Genomic DNA, 19265 nt, shown 5'->3' on the forward strand with positions numbered 1-19265 from the left:
CTTTGCTGTTGGTTGTTGGTTTGTCAGATGGCCGTGAGGTAGCTGCGGATTTCCCAGTCGCTGACCTGGTTGTGCCAGACGAGGAATTCCTCTTCCTTGGCATCGGCATAGTAAGCGCCGATAGCCTGGTCTCCACTGAGGCTGGCCAGCATCACGGGGTCGTTGCGGAGCGCCTCGACCGCATGCAGGAGGGTGGCCGGGAGGGCATGGGCGGCCGGCTTGGACTCGCCAGGGCCCGACGGCGTGCCGGGATCCCTGCGCTGCTGGATTCCGTCCAGGCCGGCAGCGATGACGGCTGCGATGGCGAGGTAGGGGTTGGCGGAGCCGTCCCCGGAGCGCAGTTCTATCCTCTTGTCGTCCGGGACGCGGATCATGTGCGTCCGGTCGTTGCCCCCGTAGGAGGCCTTCCGGGGAGACCAGGTGGCGCCCGAGGAACTGGTGGTCGCTCCGGTTCGCTTATACGAGTTCACGGTTGGCGCGAGGAACGCCTGTAGCGCCGGTGCATGCTCCAGAAGGCCGCCAATAAAGGAATAAGCGAGCTCCGAGAGTCCCAGGCCCTCGGCGTCGTCGTCGCTTGGAAACAACGGGTCGGACCCGGACCACAGGGACAGGTGCAGGTGCAGCCCGCTGCCCGTCCGGTCCGTAAACGGCTTGGGCATGAAAGTAGCGGTCATGCCCCGCTGTTCGGCGAGGATGTTCAGGATGTAGCGCAAGGTGACGACCCGGTCCGCCGTCGTCAGCGCATCCGCAAAGTTGAAGTTCTGCTCGAATTGGCCGGCCGCGTCCTCGTGGTCGTTGGCGTAGTTGCCCCAGCCCAGGGTGTTCATGGCCGAACTAATCTCAGCGAGATGGTCATACATTCTGGTGACGCCGCGTGCGTCGTAGCAGGGGCGTGGCGAATCGTCCCTGGCGTCGGCGGTGGCGAGCGTGCCGTCGTCGTTCTTCCTGACGAGGAAGTACTCCACTTCCGCGCCGACCTTTGCCTGCATCCCGGCATCGGCAAGCCGGGACAGTGCGTTCTTGAGGATCACGCGAGGGGCGTACGGCCACGGTTTGCCGTTCACATATGGATCACAGTGCACAACGGCGAGGCCGTCCTTGATGAAAGGGACCGGGGTGAAGGACTGGAGATCAGGAACGGCTATAAGGTCACCGTCCTGGGGATTCTGGCCGATGAGCCCTGCGGCGTAACCGGCGAACCCCATTCCGCCCCCTTCCAGCTCGTCCGCGGCTTCAACGGGCACCAGCTTTGCGCATGGCTTGCCGGTCATGTCCACGAAGGTAGCGAGGATGAAGCGGACATCGTGGGCGCCTGCCAGATCGGCCAGGGTGATCCTGTCCTGAGGGGTCTGTACTTCAACGGGAGCAGAGTTCAGCTCGGGTGTAACGAGACTTGTCATGGAAACGGTCCTGTCCGTGATCAGTTACTACAGTGAAACGCTGTTGAACCACAGTAGTCAAATTAATGTTTCCAAACAGTCCCTCTTGTGTTAAATCCGCATTGCCCAGCGAAGCATGGACCTTTTGGCTTGTTGCAGTGTCGCCGTCCTCGTGCCCGCCGGGATCCTGGCGGCCCTGTCTGCGAAGCCCTCATCCGGCCCCTGTGCCTTCTCGACGCAATGGCCGTCCAAGTATCGACTGGTGACTTCACGGCCTATGCGTCTCACCAGTTGCGAACACCACTGGCGGCCCTTCGCTTGAACCTGAACAGTCTGCGTGACCGGCTTGAAAGCCCGCGAAGAGAGATCGTCCGTGGACAATGCACTGGCGAAGGCCGGGCGACTGGCACGGCTGGTCAACAGCCTTCTCTGGCCCTTGCCCGCTTCAGTCCCCCATCAGGCGCCCCGAAACAATCGACGTCGCGGTCGTTGTTGCCCCCGGACTGGACCTTGGAGCGATGCTTCCGACAGGCCGCCGTCGAACTAGTGAGCTCCCCGGCCGCAGTCCCACACGATGGTCAACAGCCCGTCCCCGCCTGGATAACGCCAGGTCACCTTGAGCAGGTGCTGGACAGTTGCTGGCGAACCCGTGCAATCATCGCCTCCAGGCACCACTGCGACGATTACTGTCCGCCAAGTGACGGGCAGGTGATCCTGGATGTTTGCAGACCCAAGGTCCAGGCCTGACCGACGACGAGCTTGAGCGCGTGTTTGACCGTTTTTAGAGCATTGCTCCTGGCGGTTCAGGCCTTGGGCGGCCCATCGTGCGCCAACTTGTGGAGCACGACACCGGTAGGGTTCAGCTGCTGGCCGATCCAAGAGTAGTGCCACAACACACGAATCCGACCAATCCAACGGACTCACCGTCCGGATCACCCTTCCCGCCTGAAAACCACGGGACAAAAACCAGCGCCCTAAACATCCGCTTCACCGTCGGTGATCCGGCCCAATTCCCTGCCAACGGAATCTCATAGGGCACGCGGCGGCAGCAGTCTATGATCCGAGCCCACCACAGCCTCGATGTCCTCGCCCTGTGCGATGTTCATAGGCCAAGGCCACCCATCGTTGCGAGAGGTGGCCTTGGAGTCTTGAGGGACAGCGCATTTTCAGCAGGGGTATACCGTCTACAGGCGGCGTGCCACTATTCCAGCCGAGAATCCACCTGCCCCGACGGTAAGCAGCGCCAGCCCCAAACCGAAACGGAGTGTGGTCGTTGCGGCAACTGTGCAAAAGATACCCGCGGCCACCAACAGCAGTGTGCTGGCGAAATAGATGTGGCTCATGAAACCTCTGAAGGGTCAGGGAGAGAGCGCCTAACGGACGCCTACCCCACAGTGCCGCGAGGTAGCTGGGTGGCTGTATCAGTCCCGCGACAGGTGGAATGTTCGTCCTAAGGGCAGACGAAGGTCCAGATGACCGATTTTCCGTTGAGTCGGCATGAGCGAACCTTCGGTGAGTTCTTTTTTCTGGTGGGTGATTCTTGGGAAGCCCAGGTCCCGCTAAGCGCGATCTCAGCCCCCGCAGGAACTTCGCGGCATATTCGACGGGTCCTTGGGTTCCGCTCCTGGAGACCTATGGTGTCGTTGCAAGACGGCGACGCAGCCGCTCGACGGCTCGCGGGCTGGCGCCTCTTTTCTCAATCGGTTTCGGGGCACGGGCAATAGAAGCAGTTGGGGCCCTCACAGTCGGTGTAGGAAACAGAAGCGTCTTGCCTCATCGTTTTTGCAGCGCTGAACGTGTGACCACCGGGCGCATTTGTTTGAGCGGTTGACGTTTTTTGCATTGCTGTGCTCCTTTCTGAAAACCTACTGAACATTCCGCTGAGGGTCGTTGACTTTGGTCGATGCCCCTTGGATGTGACCGAGGGGCATCAACTAACCACGACGGCTTTGACCTGCGGCCGTCCTAATGAAACCTAAAATCGGTCAGCGGCGAGGCTGGCCCTGCTGGCGGCGGAGGTCTGCCCCGTGGCCAGCTCGGCAATTAGCTGGCCTGTTGGTGGGGCCAGACTGATTCCGAGCATCGCGTGGCCGGTGGCGACGAGAACGCGGGGTTTTCGCGGCAAGGGCCCAATGATGGGCAGGCCGTCGGGGGTCATAGGCCGCAGCCCCGTCCAGGGTTGAGGTTTCCGGGTCAGGTCAGGCCAGCGGCTGAAGTATGAGGGCAGGCTGCTCAGGAGGCCGCCGGCGCGGACCACATCGATTCGTTCATTGATGCCGCCGAAGCCCATCGTGCCGGCGATCCGCACCTTCGTGGCCAAAGGAGTGATGGCCACCTTGGCCTCCGCCAGGTACAGGGGACGGGTTGGGCCGTCATCCTCGAGGGGCAGATCATAGCCATAGCCTTTGCCTGCCTGCAGGGCGATCCGCTCACCGATGCCAGCCAACACCTGATTCGTCCAGGCTCCGGCCGCAACGACGATGCGGTCAGCACGTAGAGCCTTCTCCCCCACCACGACGGACGCTGAACCATCCGTTTCCTGACGGAGGGAGGCCGCCTTGCCCAGCAGGAATTCCACGCCGTCACGGGTACATGCGGCCGCAAGGCCGTTCGTAAACGACGCGGGGTCAAGGGAACGATCCCCGAAGGTCTGCAGCCCACCTGCGAGTCCGGCGGCGACGGACGGGCACTCTCTGACAAGCGCTTCACCTTCCAGTGCCCGCCAGGAAAAGCCAGGGATAACCGATTTCATGGCATCCAGCTCGTGTGCATGGTGTTCGAGCTTCCGGCCGTCCTTGAACAACATTGTGAAAGGGTCCGCATGGCTTTCGAACCGCACGCCATCGGCCCTGAGGTCGTCGAACATCTGCACCGTCTCGGCCCCCAAGTCGGCGAGAACCTTGAGTCCGGCTTCGAAGCGGGCCGTGGTGCAGTGTCGCAGCATCGTCAGCATGAACCGGATGAACTGCGGACTCAGGTTGGGTTGGACGTAGAGCGGGCTGTCCCGGCGGAGCATCCATCGCAAGGCCTGGGGCAGCACTCCGGGCGCAGGGACCGGTGTGGACATACTCGGCACCACCCATCCTGCGTTGTGGCTGGAGGCTTTGGAGCCTGGCTGCACCGCGTCCACGACTGTCACGTCGGCTCCGCTCTTGCGGAGATAGTAGGCGGCGGACAGCCCGATGGCTCCTGCGCCGATGACAATTGTTCTCATACGTTCTCCATGGTGTGAGGTGCCGTAACGGTCCTCGTGCGGACGTCCTTAGCCTGAGGCGGCGTCAGAGGGGCGGGCGATGATGTCTTCGTAGATGGCAGAGGCCGTGACAAGGTCCTGCCATCCCATCCCTACGCTCTTGAAGAAGGCCGGACCACGGCGAGGTACTGCACCAACCCGGACCAGGGGTGAGAGCTGGTGCAGTTCTTCGCCGGTGATGGTTCCGTTGTGGATGCCGATGATGATGTCGCCGGCCTCACGGAGGGCGGTATCGGTGTCCTCCACATAGATTGTGCTGCGTTTCAGCAGTGCGTCGTCTACCTCCCGGGCGTCGGGTTCGTGGGAGCCCATGGCGACGACGACGGCGTCGTCGCGTACGAGCGAACCGTCAAAGAGAGGCTCCCTGGCGCTGGTGCAGCACGTGATGATGTCGGCTTCGGCCACGTCCGCAGCAGTCCCTTGATGTGCGTTGAACCCTTGGTTCCTCAACTGTGCGAGGAGAGCCTCGGTTCCTCTTACTGACCGTCCCACCACCGTCACCTTGGTGAGGTGTCGAACAGCAGCCACAGCCTTCACGTGATACAGCGCCTGCGGTCCGGTGCCGAAGACAAGGAGTGAGGCGGCATCCGTTGCGGCCAGATGCCTGATTGCCAGGGCTGAGAGCGCTGAGGTGCGAATGGCGGTGAGTGAGACACCGTCCAGGAGCATGAGCGGGTGAAGCGTGTCCGAGTTGAAGAGCAGATAATTGCCTTGAATCTTGGGAAGCTGCTGCTTGTGGTTTTCGGGCGCGACGGTGACGATTTTGACCCCTGCATACCCGCCGTGCTCCCCCGGCATCAGCAGAAAGCTGCCTTTGGCCAGGGGGACGTTGCTTCGGGCCAGGGAATCTTCGGGTTTCAATCCGGATTTCAGGGCCCGCTCCAGTGCGGAGATCGCTCTTTCCATGGTTAGGTGCTCGAAGACCTGTTCTGCGGAGACCACCGCAATGTCATCGGATTGCATGAGGGGCATGTATATCTCTCCTGGGACGTGTAAGGAACAGTCAGTTGATCAGGCGGGGTTCGCCGACTTCGGCGGCGGAATCCGGCAGTCCGTGGTTTTTGAGGATCTCGACGATCCGTCCCGAGCTGTGAAGCTCGGAAATCGTCTCATCCAGGGCCTTGCCCAGCTCGGTGTTGTTCTTGCCGTATGGCAGGGTCGTCTGTGCCGGTTCCACGGTGGCTGTCACAGCAGGGTCCGGCGTGACTGTGGTGACCTTGAATTTGGAGTCCTTGAAGTTGTAAAGGGCGGTTCCATAGGCGTCGATGCCCACGTCAACGCGGCCTACTTCAACGTCCTGCTTCAGTTCGACGCTGGAGGGGTAGACCTTCAAGTCTGCGCCGAGCAGCTTCCGCAGGTCCTCGACCCACAGGTAGCCGTCGATGGTGCCGACCTTCTTGCCTTTGAGCTGTTGGATGGAGGTGATTCCGTCAGTGGAAATAACACCCAGTTCGTCGAGGTATAGAGGTGCGGACAGGTTGACGACTTCGCTGCGGGCCTTGGTGCGGTACCAGTCCCCGATAGTCAGGTCGATGCGGTTGTTTTGCACCGAAGGAACGGCGGAGGAATAAGCGACCGGTTCGTACTTGACGTTAAGGCAGTTCGCCTTTGCGAAATCAGAGGCAATATCTACATCGACCCCGGTGGGCTTGCCGTCCTTGGTATAGCTGAAGGGAGGGATTTCAGTCAGGCCGACCGTGAGAACGCCTTTGTTGATGGTGGAAAAGGTATGGGCGGGTTTGCAGTCGGCGGCTACCGTGCTCTCGGCGTTGCGGCTGCAGGCGGTGGCGGTCATTGCCAGGGCGGCGGCCAGTGTTGCGGCGGCCACGGGACGGGACATGAGTTTCATGGGATTCTCCTGGAAAGTGAGAACGGGAAAGGAGGGGGAAGGGGAGGCAAGGGCGGGGTGCGAATCAGTGAGCCAGTGTGAGGTGCCTGGACATCCTCTTCTCAGTCACTCCGACGAGCCAGGTTGCCGGTATGGTGACGGCCGCGTAGAGCAGTCCGGCCAAGGCAAGGACGCTGAAGTATTTGAAGGTTGAGGACCCGATGGAGTAGGCCTGGCTAAGCAGTTCAGGAACGGCGATGGTGAAGCACAATGAGGTGGCCTGGAAGATTAGGATTGCGAAGCCCATCAAGGCGGGCAAGGCGATCCGCAGCCCTTGAGGAATCACCACGAAGCGGAGGGTGTCCAGGCGGGAGACGCCCAGGGTCTGGCAGGCCTCGATCTCGCCGGCGGGTACCGCTTGCAGACCGGCCCTGAGAATCTCGCTGGTAAAGGCGGCGGTGGTCAATGCGAGGGCGGCAAACCCGGCGGTAAATGACGACAGGGTAATTCCGGTGCTCGGCAGCCCGAAGTAGAACAACTGCAGGACCACCAGGGCAGGGGCACCGCGGGAAATCTCGACGACTCCCACGCAGATTCCCCGGACAAGGGCATTGCGTGAGGAAGCGAAAACCGCCAGCAGCAGGCCCACGGGAAGGCCCAACAGGAGACTGAGACCGGTAATTTGCAGGCTCAGCAGAAGCCCGTCAAACAGGGTGGGAAACCAGTCCAGCCAGTCGGTGATGAAACTCATCGGGACACCTTCTTCCGTAGTGAGGAATCGAGCTTCCTGGACAGCAGACCCAGGGGAATGCACATCGCGACATAGACTGCCGCGGCCAGGAGGTAGACCGTCAGCCCACCGCCGCCGGAGCGTGCGTCCTGGGTGGTGAAGAAGACGATCTCCGTCACTCCGATCGTGGAGGCGATCGAGGAATCCTTAATCAGGCTGATGGCATAGGAGGTCATGGAAGGAATCGAAACCCGCAGGGCCTGCGGACCGACAATGCGGGAAAATGTCGTCCAGTCACTCACTCCCAGCGCATGGCCTGCCTCCCACTGACCTGCGTGGACAGCTGAGATGCCGCCACGGTAAATCTCGGCCATGTAGGCAGCGGAGATGAGGCCTAGACCGATGATCGCCGCTGAGATGGCGTCGAACTGGAAGGCGCCAATGCTGACACCGAAGTAGATAATGAACAGCCACACAATCGCCGGGATGCCGCGCAGCAGGTTCACCGTGTACCGGCAAGCCGACCGGATTGGCATGTTTCGGGATCGCAAACCCATAACAAGTGGTACGCCCAACACTACACCGATGGAAAGAGAGGCCCCCGTGACCAGCAGGGTCAACGGAACGCCCAGGAGTACTGCTTCAAGAGCTTCCATCATCACCTCCCCAGAACGGCACGCAGGAACAGCCTGGTTCTGTCATGGTTCGGTTCTGACAGGATCTGGCGCGGATCCCCGTGCTCAATAATCTTGCCGTCGGCCATGACCACGAGAGTGTCAGAGACATCCCGGGCAAATCCCATTTCGTGAGTGACGATGATCATCGTCATGCCGTCGGAGGCAAGCTCCTTCATCACCGCCAGGACCTCAAGGCCCACTTCGGGGTCAAGAGCGGAAGTAGGTTCATCGAACAACATGACCTCAGGGTCCATTGCCAGGGCGCGTGCAATGGCGATGCGTTGCTGCTGCCCGCCGGAACAACGGGCCGGATAGGAGCCGGCAAAATCAGCCAGCCCGACACGATCAAGCAGCGCCAAAGACCGTTTGTTCGCATCCTCGCGGCTGCGCTTAAGGACCCTCATCTGGGCGAAGGACACATTGTCCAGAACCGACATGTGAGGGAAAAGGTTGAAGTGCTGAAAGACCATTCCGGCCTTCCGGCGCAGAGCCTGCACATCCCGTCCGGATACGCCCTCTCCGGCACGGATAGTCCGGCCACCCAAAGTGATCTGACCGCTTGTGGGTTCCTCGAGGAAGTTGATGCAGCGCAGCAGCGTGCTCTTGCCTGCACCACTGGGGCCAATGACGGCCATCACTTCGCCTGGGGACACGTCAAGGTTGACGTCGCTGAAAATCGTGCGCTCACCGTAGTTCTTGGAGACGCCGCGCAAGCTCACCATAGGCTGCGCCCGCTGGGAAGCATCCATAATTCGTCCTGCCGTAGAAGGGGTTTCGGAGTGGGAAAGAGACTGTGACTTGAATCTCATAGGAGACACTGTATCAGAGAAAGGTGTGATACCTCACTCTCCTCCTCAAATATTTTTTCCGCCGTTTTTGCGGAACTGCACTGTTTTTACACGCCTCCCTGCGGCACCGAGCCACTTATGCTCCCTGTGAAGCCTTACACCTTTCTTCCCGTGCAGTGGAAGAGTTTGGACGGCAGCCTTCCCGTGAATCCGCTGCATATACCAGACGGGACACTGAATCCTCCCGGTTTGCCCCACATTCCACGACCATGTGCTTCATGATCCGCCGCGCACTTCGCTGCTACCCCCTGGGCCCACGGTTGGCCTTGGTTGTTGCAGGATTCCGTTCACCGCTGCTGTCCGGCGCTCCTGGTTGCCGTGGTGGATTGTCTTCTGCTGTCGTCTCGACCAACGGTGGCGGGGAGGACGTGCATTTACGGCGCGGAGGCGCGCGCTGCACCGTCTCAGTTCAAAGGCTAAGAGGAGGCATGGTGCTTTCCCCGTGGCACTGTAGCCAGGTTTAGAAGCAGCGGCTAAGTCTCGTCGGTCTGAAGGAGATACCGTACTCCGGTTGCGGTCACAGGACTAGGAGGCCGGACCCGGGCTGCGTGTGGCCGACGTAGCATTTGCGACTCCGATGCAATGGGTACAGAAGCATTCCTCGACGCTTTCGAAGCCGCCTTCACGGCCCAGGCCAAGCTACTGGATATCCTGAACGCTCCGGCCGCGTTGGACACGACGCCGGTGCTCAGGTCGAGCTTTCCCAGCTTCTCGAAGATCCGGATCCCGCGGTTCTGGTGAATGTCAGAGATGGCCCTTAACGAAGGCTCACTCGCAGCGTGCCTCTCGATTGATGGCTGGGGTGCTTCTACCACCCCATCCTCAAAGATGTCACCGCGGCCGCCCGAATCCTGTCCCAGGAAACCTCTGGCCCCTGGCCTCTAGCAGCACTTTTCGACTCCAGGACGAGGCCGTGCGCTTGGGCAACAACACGGAGTACGACTTGGCGGCCTGCGTCTTCCCCGGGGACATTAAGAGTTCAAAAGCCGGCCTCTTATCTCCTAATGACGTCCCGCGGCTGGCACACGCGAGTCTTGGGGCATCGCTACCTAGTACCTGCATGCCGGACAGGCTGGCCAACGGCTGGAAGTCAGGGAGGGCTACTTACCGGCTACCCGGCTGGGGTGTACGGCGAATCCTTACTGTCAGTCTCGTCTCGGCCGGCCCAAATGCCGCGGACGTGGCCGAGATGGCTGGTCATAATGTCTGCAGCTCGCTCGCTCTCCCCGCCCTCCATAGCATCCAGCAGGAGTGCGTGCTCTTTCGTGGACCGCTCGAGCAAGTCCGTCCCGGCGAACTTGTCGAGTCCGAGCAGTCGGCTTTGGTCCCGCAGCGTGCCGATAATATCTAGGAGCTTCTCATTTCCAAGTGCGGAGAGGATCGAGAGGTGAAATTCACGGTCGGTTGCGACGAACTCCTCCCATTCACCTGCCGCTGCAAAGGCCTCGGTCTTGCGGCTGAGTTTCCGGAGCGCTGAAAAGTCTGAAATAAGTGACCGCTCCGTGATCTCACGGACGGACGAGACTTCAAGCATGGCTCGAATCTGAACAATATCGTCCAGTTCTTTATTCGACGGTTTACGAACGACAAAGCCACGGTTTCGCTTGATCTCAATAAGCCCCTCCTTGGCCAGGTCGTGGAGGGCCTCGCGGACCGGGGTAATGGAAACGTTCAACCTCTCGGCAATGGCACCGATGGAATGCATAGATCCTGGCTCCAGGCGTCCGGATACGATCTGCGCCCGAATGATTCGCACCGCCTGCTCTCGGTAGCTTTGAGTACGGACCTCTCCGCTATTCTCTTCATTCCAAGTCAGCGAGGACGACATCGTATGCCCCTTCGATAGCGCGTGAGGTGTCATACCTAACTCTACCCCCCGGTAGCCACTCTTCAGCCGTTCTCGCTGGATGCTCTCCCACATCATCCGGACAGCATCAGAGGCGCGGCACTCCTTTGCGACTCAAGTCAAACTTCCGACTTGCCACATCTTGAAAGAGTGACGGAGCAACCGGCGACCCTGGCTTTGGAAGCAGGTCTGGAACAGATTTTCGGTGACCGCTGGGCAGGTCCTCTGCAAAACAGTCGTAAGCCTGCTCACCTCCGCGCCAGCGTCGAGCGACCCTGTCCTCTTATGCGTTCAAATTGCACGGGCAGCGCCCAGTCATGTAGCTCCTGCCCTGCCACGCCATGAATTAATGACCGAGTGACCAAGAATCCTGTCCAGGAAACTCGCCTCAAGAAAACTCCAGAAAATTTTGTCAATGATCATGCTGGAGTCCATGAAAGCCACCATGAACATGTATCGTCCAGCCCAAGAGAAAGGAAGCCCTCGGCCACGCGAACGGCCAGTCACAACTAGATACAGCCCGCGGCAGCACACGCACTCAAGGCGGACAAAATGTGTACAGTGTACAAGCGGTCAGAGGCGCAAAAGGCCCTCACCTGCGGAAACACTGTACCCGAGGTGGGACTCGAACCGGGCGCCACGCCTCGGAAACCCGCCACTCCCCCGAAATCATCCCCAATCCGCCTCAATCCGCAACCGGTACAACCGAATCCCCGGGTGTGCACATTGTGCACACCCTCTTTTTGCCCATTTGATGGCAGATGCCGAGAAGTGGCGCCTCCGTCAGACCCAATCGGGTCCGGCGCAAATCTTCATACCGTAGCGTTACGACGCCTCGGTGTCCTGGCCGACAAAGGCCGCGGTTTCAGCACGACATATTTGGCCGTGGTCAGCGGCTCAGGGTCGCCGGCTACTGTCAGTCGGCTGACGTCGCACAGGTCGAAGCTGACCCAGCGGGTCCCGTTAAAGGACCACCATGCGCGGCCCGCATAGTCCGCCGCCCGACCGCACCTAACATCGTCATTCCCCCGGGTTAGCGGGTCAGCGCGATGGCGACTTCGCCACCGAGAGAGACGTTACTTCGGTACACATCGACATTTACATTCACGCTGCGACCATTCGTCTCGCGCTGAATGAAGTCCAAAAGGAACGGCGTGGTGTCCTTGCCGTTAATCCCGTTCTTCTCTGCCTGTGCCCACGCCCGGGAGAGAATGGCGTCGAGCTCGGCCGGAGGGAGCTGCTTGTCCTTTGCGATCGGGTTTGCCAACAGGATGGCCGATTCAATGTGCAGGTCATCGCGTGCGCTGCAGATCGCCGCAACTTCGTCCGGAGTGTTGACCGCGTACTCGATCGCCAACCCCGAGTCGGAAACGAAGAAGCCAGGGTACCTGTTGGTCCTGTAACCAACGACCGGGATGTTGAGCGTCTCGAACCGTTCGAGGGTCGCCGGGACGTCCAGGATGGACTTCACGCCGGCGCTGACGACGATGATCGGAGTAGCAGCCAAGGTAGTCATATCGGCAGATTCATCGAAGGACGTTGCCGCACCGTGGTGAACTCCACCCAAACCGCCGGTTGAGAAGACTTTGATGCCGGCGCGGTGTGCCAAGAACGCCGTCGCCGCCACCGTGGTGCCACCGTGGAACCGAAGAGCAGCGGCCACGGGAAGATCGCGGAGGCTGACCTTCTTCACTGCCCCATCATTGGAGAGCGCGGTGATCTGCTCACGGCTGAGCCCTACCGTCGGAGCGCCGGCGAGGACACCGATCGTTGCAGGAACGACCCCTTGACCGCGAAGCCGTTCCTCGGCTTCCAAAGCAACCTCGAGATTGCGCGGACGCGGAAGGCCGTGAGTGAAAATGGTCGATTCCAACGCGACGACAGGCCGCCCTCCAACAACGGCTGCGGCCACCTCCTCTGAGACGTGGAACGCGACCCTGGTGCGAATGGATGACACGGTGGTCTCCCGGTAAGAACGTGATCTGACCTGACCCACCAAGGTTCCCGTACCCGAGAACCAACAACAAGACATCGCCGTGCCACCGGTCCGGGCTGCGGCCTTGGATTATTGGCGGCCCGGCGGGGTTGTGGCCCGTGGCCCGCTTCGGTCGGACAGCTGCCAACGGGGCCGCGTGCCCATTCTGGAACAGGGCCAAACCGCTGTCCATACCCAGCGGCCGTGACAGAATGGTGCCATGCTGCTCGACGAGCTCGTGCGGACCTCGGAAGCCGTCGCGGCCACCCGCTCCCGGCTCGCCAAGGTCAACGAACTGGCAGACCTGCTGCTCCGGCTCGACCCCGCGGACATCCCGACGGCGGTCGGCTTGCTCACGGCCAAGCCTCGCCAGGGCCGAGTCGGGATCGGCTGGAGCGGCATGAGGACGGCCAGGGGCGAGCCCGCTCCTGAACCGAATCTCACTATCGCCCACCTCGACGTTGCGTTGGATCGGCTGCTGGCAGCCGCTGGCGCTGGCTCCGCCGTAGAACGCGCCGCCACCCTTCGGACTCTGATGGCGGAAGCCACCGAACGAGAGCAGGCCTTCATCGCCGGCGTCCTGCTCGGAGAACTTCGTACCGGTGCACTTCAAGGCGTACTGACGGATGCGGTTGCCCGGGCCGCCGGCCGGCCGGTCGAGGCCGTACGCCGCGCAGCGATGCTCTCCGGCGATCTCGGCGGGACCGCCCTGCTGGCGATCACGGGCACCGCGGCTCAGCTTGACGCGGTCGGCCTCGTCGTCGGGCGTCCCGTGCAGCCCATGCTCGCCACAACCGCGGCCAGTGCCGGCGAGGCGCTGGAGGCGACGGGGGAAGCGTCGGTGGAATACAAGCTCGACGGCGCACGCATCCAGGTGCACCGTGCCGGCGACGAGGTGCGCATCTACACCCGCACCCTGGCCGAAGTGACCCATCGGCTGCCTGAGGTGGTGGAGGTGGTGCGCGGACTGCCCGTGCGCAATGTGATCCTCGACGGCGAGACCCTAGCCCTCGACGAGGACGGCGGGCCCCGGCCGTTCCAGGAGACCATGTCCCGGTTCGGGGCGAACGCGGCGCGCACCATGCTGCTGCATCCGTGGTTTTTCGACGTGCTGCACATCGACGGGCGCGACCTGCTCGACGAGCCCCTGTCCACACGCATCGGCGTGCTCGAACGAATCGCCCCCGGGCACCGCATCCCGGGGAAAATCACTGCGGATGCGGCTGTTGCCGAGAGAGTGTCGCGCGATGCGCTGGCCGCCGGCCATGAGGGTGTGGTCGTGAAGGCGGTGGACTCGGCCTACGCCGCCGGGCGGCGGGGTTCGAACTGGATCAAGGTGAAGCCGGTGCTCACCTACGACCTGGTGGTGCTCGCCTGCGAATGGGGGTCAGGACGGCGCACCGGCCTGCTCTCGAACCTGCACCTCGGAGCCCTGGACCCTGTTGGCGAGTTCGGCGAACCCGGCGGTTACGTGATGGTGGGCAAGACTTTCAAGGGCCTCACCGACGCGCTGCTGCAATGGCAGACTGAAAGGTTCCAGGAGTTGGAGGTGCGGCGTACGGCGGGTACAGTGTGGACCGAGCCGGTCACCGTGGTCGAGATCGCCATCGACGGCGTCCAGCACTCTCCCCGCTATCCGGGTGGAATCGCCCTTCGGTTCGCACGCGTCAAGCGCTACCGTGACGACAAGACGGCCGCGGAGGCCGACACCATCCAGACGTTGCGCGCCCTGCTCCCTACCCCACGGGGCAGAAAGGTATCGCCCGCGCCGGCGGAGCCAGATTCGGGAAGAGACGCCCCACTCCCGTAGAAACGATAGATTAGCGTTTTCCGTGCAGGCACTGCACGAGCTTCAGATCCTAAAAGCGGCGAAGGTCTTGATGAGCCGACGATCGTCACGGGCCGAGCTCTCCGGGCCCTGGCTGAGGATCCATAATTAGGATGTTGCTTTGATGGAGGGAAGCCGGTGAACAAGAACCGTCTAGAGGCGTTCAGTGATGGTGTGCTCGCCATCATCATCACAATCATGGTGCTGGAACTCCATGTGCCGGACGAACCGACCTGGCGTGGTTTGGGGTCCGTCCTGCCCACGTTCCTCAGCTACCTGCTCAGCTTCGTCTACGTCGGAATTTACTGGAACAATCACCACCATATGATCCATCTGGCAAGCAGGGTCAACGGCGCGATCCTTTGGGCCAATCTGCACTTGTTGTTCTGGCTTTCACTAATCCCGTTCACCACCCGCTGGATGGATGAGTCCGGCTTCGTGCAGATCCCGGTGCTGACGTACGGGATCAACTTGCTGTGCGCCGCGATCGCCTACTTCATCCTGGAACAGGCACTGATCCGCCAACAGGGCCGGGATGGCCCCCTCGCGCAGGCAATTGGCCGGGACTGGAAAGGCAAAACGTCGCCACTGATTTACCTCGCAGGCCTTGGGCTGACCGCCGTCCAGCCCCTGCTTGGGGTTGCGATCTACACCATCGTGGCCCTGATCTGGCTAATTCCAGACCGCCGGGTTGAGCACTTCGTCACCCGGGCTCACCGGGACTGACCCGCGCGGGGCCGCCTATGGTCCGGTACCTGAAGACGCTTGAGTAGCCGGCTGCCTGTCCCATCAGAACCGCCGAAGCTCTCCGGTGTTCCGGATCACGACAGTTCTCGTTGTTTGCTTGGCCACGCACTCCGCTGCCTTCAGGTGCCAAGGAACGCCCGGAGACGGTGACGGGCCATTTTGCATCGGGCTGTGAATCCAAGCGGAACGAACAGTTTGCTTCCTTCGTGGGGTTGATCCCGACGACTGTTGCTGCATCCCCGGCGGCCGCAATATTTTCGGTACCCGGCAGGTCGGGATAGTCAACAGTGAATTCGACTCTGTCTCCTGGCTGAAATACCGGGTCGTCGTAGACGGTGTCGCTGCTGCTCCGGAAGAGAATTTCACTGCCGTCAGCATCGCGGGCCGGTCTGTCCTTGAAGTCGTCATGGCATGCCCGGATCGCTGCTGCCAGCATCTCCGGCGGGGTGGTCTTGAGCAGGAATCCACTGGCCCCGGCCTGCAGCGCGGCAAAAACATACTCATCAAGATCGAACATCGTCAGGACCAGCACCTTGGCGCGCGGGCGGGCCGCAGCAACCCTGCGCACCCCTTCAATGCCGTCAGTTCCGGGCATCTGGATATCCATGAGGACGACATCGGCGGCTTCCGTTCCTGCGACCCTCGCAGTGGCTGCACCGTCTGCCGCCTCACCCACCACCTCGATGTCTGGCTCCGCGAGCAGGATGGCACGCAGCCCGCCCCGGATCAGGGCCTTCCCCCTGTGCAAATGCATCCGGGCCCGACAATTCCTGAGGTGAGGGTTCGCGGCTACCTTCGTTATCACGACACCGCCAGCATGGATCGGGCGGGTTGGATAAGACGGTGGCGACCTGACGGCGGCTCGCAAAGCACCTTCGAAGTGAGGGTGCCGACCTCACGTCCATGTACAGGTGTCATAGCCTTCCCACAAAGGCTGCCGCCTAAGCCCGAGGAGGCCGGCGGTGGAGGGCATGCGAGGCTGATCAGCGCGGCCCATCCAGCCCGCCGTCGGCCGTCCAGTTACTGCTTGTTCAGCCCTAGAGTTTGGCGAGGCGCTCGGCCATGGCGCGGTCCTTCCGGAGCGCGGCCGGTGCCCGATTCAGCCACCGCTCGAGTATGGCGATTTCTTCGTCACGTTCCTTGAGTTTGCGGTGAATGATGGCGGCCTGCGGGTTGCCGTTCCTTGAATCCTGTTAGAACGCGCGGAGGATGTCTTCGACGCGTTGTTTGGCGTCGCCGAAGAGCATTTTGCGACACCATTCCACCACTCCCCCAGCGCCCAAAATCCCATACATGTGAATCGCAGCTCTAAAGGGCCTCCTTTCTGCAGCGCTAAGTGGCGCGCTTATAAGCCCGACTCGAACGGCCCAGCGGGCCGAATCTGCTCCTGACGACTGCCGGTAAAGTCGCCACTGGATGACGTAGCCCTTCTTGGAGGATGTGGTCCGAACCCGGGCCGCCCGGGAGTGGGCATTGGTGGCACAGAATGCCGAGGCCGAGCGCATCGAGCGGCGGGTCATCTCAACGCGAGAAGCAAGGCACGATCAGCCGGCCGCCAGGACGCCTACATCGCGTTCCGGCTATTGGTGATCGAAGAGCCCGTGTTGTCAGTCTTGAACTTCAACCGGCTTCTGCTCGATCCTGTGCTGAGCTTGGTTCCGCTGCGATCCATGAGTCGTAGACGGCTGCCGGTCCGGCGCTGCTTCAGCGCCATGGCTTGTCCAGGATGGAAGCTGCGTCCCTTCGTTTCCGGATATATCGAGGAATAGCAACAGTAAAGACAAAGAGACTGATAAGCCAGCCAGATTGAGCAGACTAGCCCCGCTATGCCTGTCGGCGCCGGTTGGCTTGGTCCACCAGTTCCGACATCCACGGCCGATGCCCGTGACGGAACACTATTCCTTCCGGGAGTCCCTGGACGGTTGGGACCGAATCGATGATGTCGATGGTGATCCGGCCGCCGGCCATGGGCGCGTTGGTGATGTGCAGGTCGCCGTAGGATTCCGGGAGTACCGGGTCCATCCAGAGGCCACCGCGGGAAATGTGGGTGTCGTAGCGCATCAGGCTCGTCACCAGGTGGATCGGTGTGGTCGCTGCCCAGGCCTGCGGCGAGCAGGCCGTTGGATAGGGCACAGGCTCCGCAAACTGGTCCCTGCCGAAGCCGCAGAACAGCTCCGGCAGGCGGCCGCCGGAATGCTCTGCTGCCTCCAACAGGGCCGTGGAGATCCGCTGCGCCTCGGCGACAAAACCGTATCGCAGCAAGCCGGTCGCGATGAGCGCGTTGTCGTGCGGCCAAACTGATCCGTTGTGGTAGCTGGCGGGGTTGTAGGCACCCATGTCACTGGCCAGGGTCCGAACGCCCCAGCCACTGAACATTTCCGGGGACATCAGCCGTTCGGCCACCAGCGGAACCTTGTCGTCGTCGATGATGCCGGGCCATAGGCAGTGGCCCATGTTGGAAGAACACGCATCGACCTGCCGCTTCTTTCCATCCAAGGCGGTGGCGTAGTAGCCACGCTCGGGCATCCAGAACTGTTCGTTGAACCGTCTCTTCAACTGCGCCGCCAGATCCGCCAGCTCATTCCCTAGAGCCACGTCACCGGCGTCGAACGCCATCCAAGCCCGCGAGAGATACGCGACGTACACGTATGCCTGCACCTCACACAGCGCGATTGGCGGCTCGGCCAGGCGTCCGTCGGCGAAGTTGATTCCGTCCCAGGAGTCCTTCCAGCCCTGGTTGATCAGCCCTTGGTCGTTGAGACGCTCATACTCGACGAACCCGTCGCCGTCCTTGTCGCCGTAGTCCCGGATCCAGTCCAGCGCCCGGTCCGCGTGGGGCAGTAAGGCGGCGATGGTGTCCGCGGCGAATCCCCAGCGGCTGACCGCCCCCAGCACCACCACAAACAGTGGCGTCGCGTCCACGCTGCCGTAGTAGACGGACTTGCCGCCCAGCGCAAGCCCGCTGGAGACATCGAGCCTGACCTCGTGAAGGATCTTTCCCGGTTCCTCCTCGCTCATCGGATCCACCACCCTGCCCTGGCGGTCCGCCAGCGTCTGCAGGGTGCCCAGGGCCAGAGACGGATCCACCGGCAGCGCCATCTGCGACGCCCACAGCGAGTCCCGGCCGAACAGGGTCATGAACCAGGGCGCGCCAGCGGCCACCACCACACGTTCCGGGTGGTTCGGGTCCTCGATGCGAAGGGCACCCAGGTCGTCGTAGCTGCGCCGCAACGTCCGTTCGATGGAGCGGTTTCCCATCTGCAGCACCGGGATCTTGGCCACCCACTCCCGTCGGCGCCGGTCTCGCGGGGACAGTCCGTCCCCGTCAGTATGGAGGAACGGCGGCGCGGCATCGATTCCCTCGATAACGGGCACCACAGTAAGGACCGTGCTCCACTGGCCGTGCGGCGCGACGGACACCCGGTAAGTGAGGGTCTCCGGCGCGACGTCCGCTCCAGGTGCCCGGACGACCATGCCCTTCCGGACATCCTGCCAGAGCGCCCGGATGGTCAGCATCTCACCGTCCACTTGGCGGGTTTCGTCCCAGCGCCGCTGGATCCGCGCCTCTTTGACCTCAAAAAGATCCGCGAAATCGGCCTCAAGCTTCAGGGAGATCACGCAGTCGGCCGGCTCCAAGGAGTAGTTGCGAACGGTGACCTGCTCCTGGATGCCTCCCCCCACTTCCCGCAGCCGCTCCACGATCAGAGGGCTGTCCGCATATCCATCCGACCTGGTACCACGGCCGGCGAACAACGCCCGGTACGGTTCCTTCGTTTCCGCTGCCAGCGGCTCAAGCGGCTGGCCGTTGATGGTCAGGCTCCAGCCGGACAGGATGCGTGTGTCTTGGACAAAAAGACCATGCGGATGCTCGGGACGGATATCCCCGTTCGGCAAGGAGATGCAGAAGGAGGACCCCTCGACCAAAGTAACCGTCCCGGCCCCCAGCGGCCCGGCAGCAGTGTCAGCGTTCCATCCAGCCATCCCCGCCCCTTCAAGAGACTGTCACCAGCATGCTTGGGGTTTTGACCAAGGCTGGCGTTGCGGCTAATTCTCCAACCGACGCTACGCTTGCCTCGCCTTGGACGCCAGCCGCCTGGCGGCAAGGGGCAACGGGACTGGGCCGTCAGCACGACCCGACCAGGCCCTGGACGTAC

General features: G+C 62.0%; 16 protein-coding genes. 4 read left to right on the plus strand and 12 right to left on the minus strand.

Annotated elements, in window-relative coordinates; genetic code table 11:
• Positions 1-23: 23 nt before the first annotated feature.
• Positions 24-1400, minus strand: coding sequence for a type III glutamate--ammonia ligase (gene glnT / locus J7E80_RS19310; protein WP_215053840.1), 1377 nt, complete (start codon positions 1398-1400; stop codon positions 24-26).
• A gap of 219 nt (positions 1401-1619) precedes the next feature.
• Between glnT and J7E80_RS24715 the strand changes: the two genes are divergently transcribed.
• Positions 1620-2126 (plus strand): histidine kinase dimerization/phospho-acceptor domain-containing protein, encoded by a 507-nt coding sequence (locus tag J7E80_RS24715; RefSeq protein WP_215053841.1) that lies wholly within the window; start codon positions 1620-1622, stop codon positions 2124-2126.
• Positions 2127-2563: 437 nt separating this feature from the next.
• On the opposite strand, the gene J7E80_RS19320 is transcribed toward J7E80_RS24715, so the two are convergent.
• From J7E80_RS19320 to J7E80_RS19350, 7 genes are all read right to left on the minus strand, one after another.
• Entirely contained in the window at positions 2564-2722 is a 159-nt protein-coding gene (locus J7E80_RS19320; RefSeq protein WP_215053842.1) for a hypothetical protein, read from the minus strand.
• A 632-nt stretch (positions 2723-3354) separates the two neighbouring features.
• Entirely contained in the window at positions 3355-4593 is a 1239-nt protein-coding gene (locus J7E80_RS19325; protein ID WP_215053843.1) for an FAD-dependent oxidoreductase, read from the minus strand.
• Between the two features lie 48 nt (positions 4594-4641).
• Complete coding sequence (locus J7E80_RS19330; RefSeq protein WP_215053844.1) at positions 4642-5604, minus strand: ornithine cyclodeaminase family protein; 963 nt, start codon at positions 5602-5604, stop codon at positions 4642-4644.
• 31 nt (positions 5605-5635) lie between these two features.
• Positions 5636-6481 carry an ABC transporter substrate-binding protein gene (locus J7E80_RS19335; RefSeq protein WP_215053845.1) on the minus strand — a complete coding sequence of 282 codons (846 nt, stop codon included), beginning with the start codon at positions 6479-6481 and terminating at the stop codon, positions 5636-5638.
• 64 nt (positions 6482-6545) lie between these two features.
• Positions 6546-7211 (minus strand): amino acid ABC transporter permease, encoded by a 666-nt coding sequence (locus J7E80_RS19340; protein ID WP_215053846.1) that lies wholly within the window; start codon positions 7209-7211, stop codon positions 6546-6548.
• Positions 7208-7849, minus strand: coding sequence for an amino acid ABC transporter permease (locus J7E80_RS19345; RefSeq protein WP_311380888.1), 642 nt, complete (start codon positions 7847-7849; stop codon positions 7208-7210). The genes J7E80_RS19340 and J7E80_RS19345 overlap by 4 nt, the downstream gene beginning before the upstream one ends.
• Positions 7849-8616 (minus strand): amino acid ABC transporter ATP-binding protein, encoded by a 768-nt coding sequence (locus J7E80_RS19350; protein WP_285291880.1) that lies wholly within the window; start codon positions 8614-8616, stop codon positions 7849-7851. Before J7E80_RS19350 ends, J7E80_RS19345 begins: the two co-directional genes overlap by 1 nt.
• A 681-nt stretch (positions 8617-9297) precedes the next feature.
• Between J7E80_RS19350 and J7E80_RS19355 the strand changes: the two genes are divergently transcribed.
• Positions 9298-9456 carry a hypothetical protein gene (locus J7E80_RS19355; protein WP_215053847.1) on the plus strand — a complete coding sequence of 53 codons (159 nt, stop codon included), beginning with the start codon at positions 9298-9300 and terminating at the stop codon, positions 9454-9456.
• 370 nt (positions 9457-9826) lie between these two features.
• Here J7E80_RS19355 and J7E80_RS19360 read toward each other — a convergent pair whose 3' ends face one another.
• On the minus strand, positions 9827-10639 hold the full coding sequence (locus J7E80_RS19360; RefSeq protein ID WP_311380889.1) for a GntR family transcriptional regulator: 813 nt from the start codon (positions 10637-10639) through the stop codon (positions 9827-9829).
• 955 nt (positions 10640-11594) lie between these two features.
• Entirely contained in the window at positions 11595-12518 is a 924-nt protein-coding gene (locus J7E80_RS19365; protein WP_215053849.1) for a pseudouridine-5'-phosphate glycosidase, read from the minus strand.
• 238 nt (positions 12519-12756) lie between these two features.
• Here J7E80_RS19365 and J7E80_RS19370 point away from each other — a divergent pair, with 238 nt between their 5' ends.
• Positions 12757-14346, plus strand: a complete 1590-nt coding sequence (locus tag J7E80_RS19370; RefSeq protein ID WP_215053850.1) for an ATP-dependent DNA ligase — start codon at positions 12757-12759, stop codon at positions 14344-14346.
• 156 nt (positions 14347-14502) lie between these two features.
• Entirely contained in the window at positions 14503-15090 is a 588-nt protein-coding gene (locus tag J7E80_RS19375) for a TMEM175 family protein (protein WP_215053851.1), read from the plus strand.
• On the opposite strand, the gene J7E80_RS19380 is transcribed toward J7E80_RS19375, so the two are convergent.
• The gene (locus J7E80_RS19380; RefSeq protein ID WP_215053852.1) at positions 15068-15865 is read right to left on the minus strand and encodes a response regulator transcription factor; all 798 of its coding nucleotides are present in this window, start codon (positions 15863-15865) and stop codon (positions 15068-15070) included. The two genes, J7E80_RS19375 and J7E80_RS19380, sit on opposite strands and share 23 nt — an antisense overlap.
• 1070 nt (positions 15866-16935) lie before the next feature.
• Complete coding sequence (locus J7E80_RS19385) at positions 16936-19092, minus strand: glycogen debranching N-terminal domain-containing protein (RefSeq protein ID WP_215053853.1); 2157 nt, start codon at positions 19090-19092, stop codon at positions 16936-16938.
• Positions 19093-19265: the final 173 nt, after the last annotated feature.

The sequence above is a fragment of the Arthrobacter sp. ISL-28 genome, assembly GCF_018613875.1.
In the GTDB taxonomy this organism is placed as follows: Bacteria; Actinomycetota; Actinomycetes; order Actinomycetales; family Micrococcaceae; genus Arthrobacter.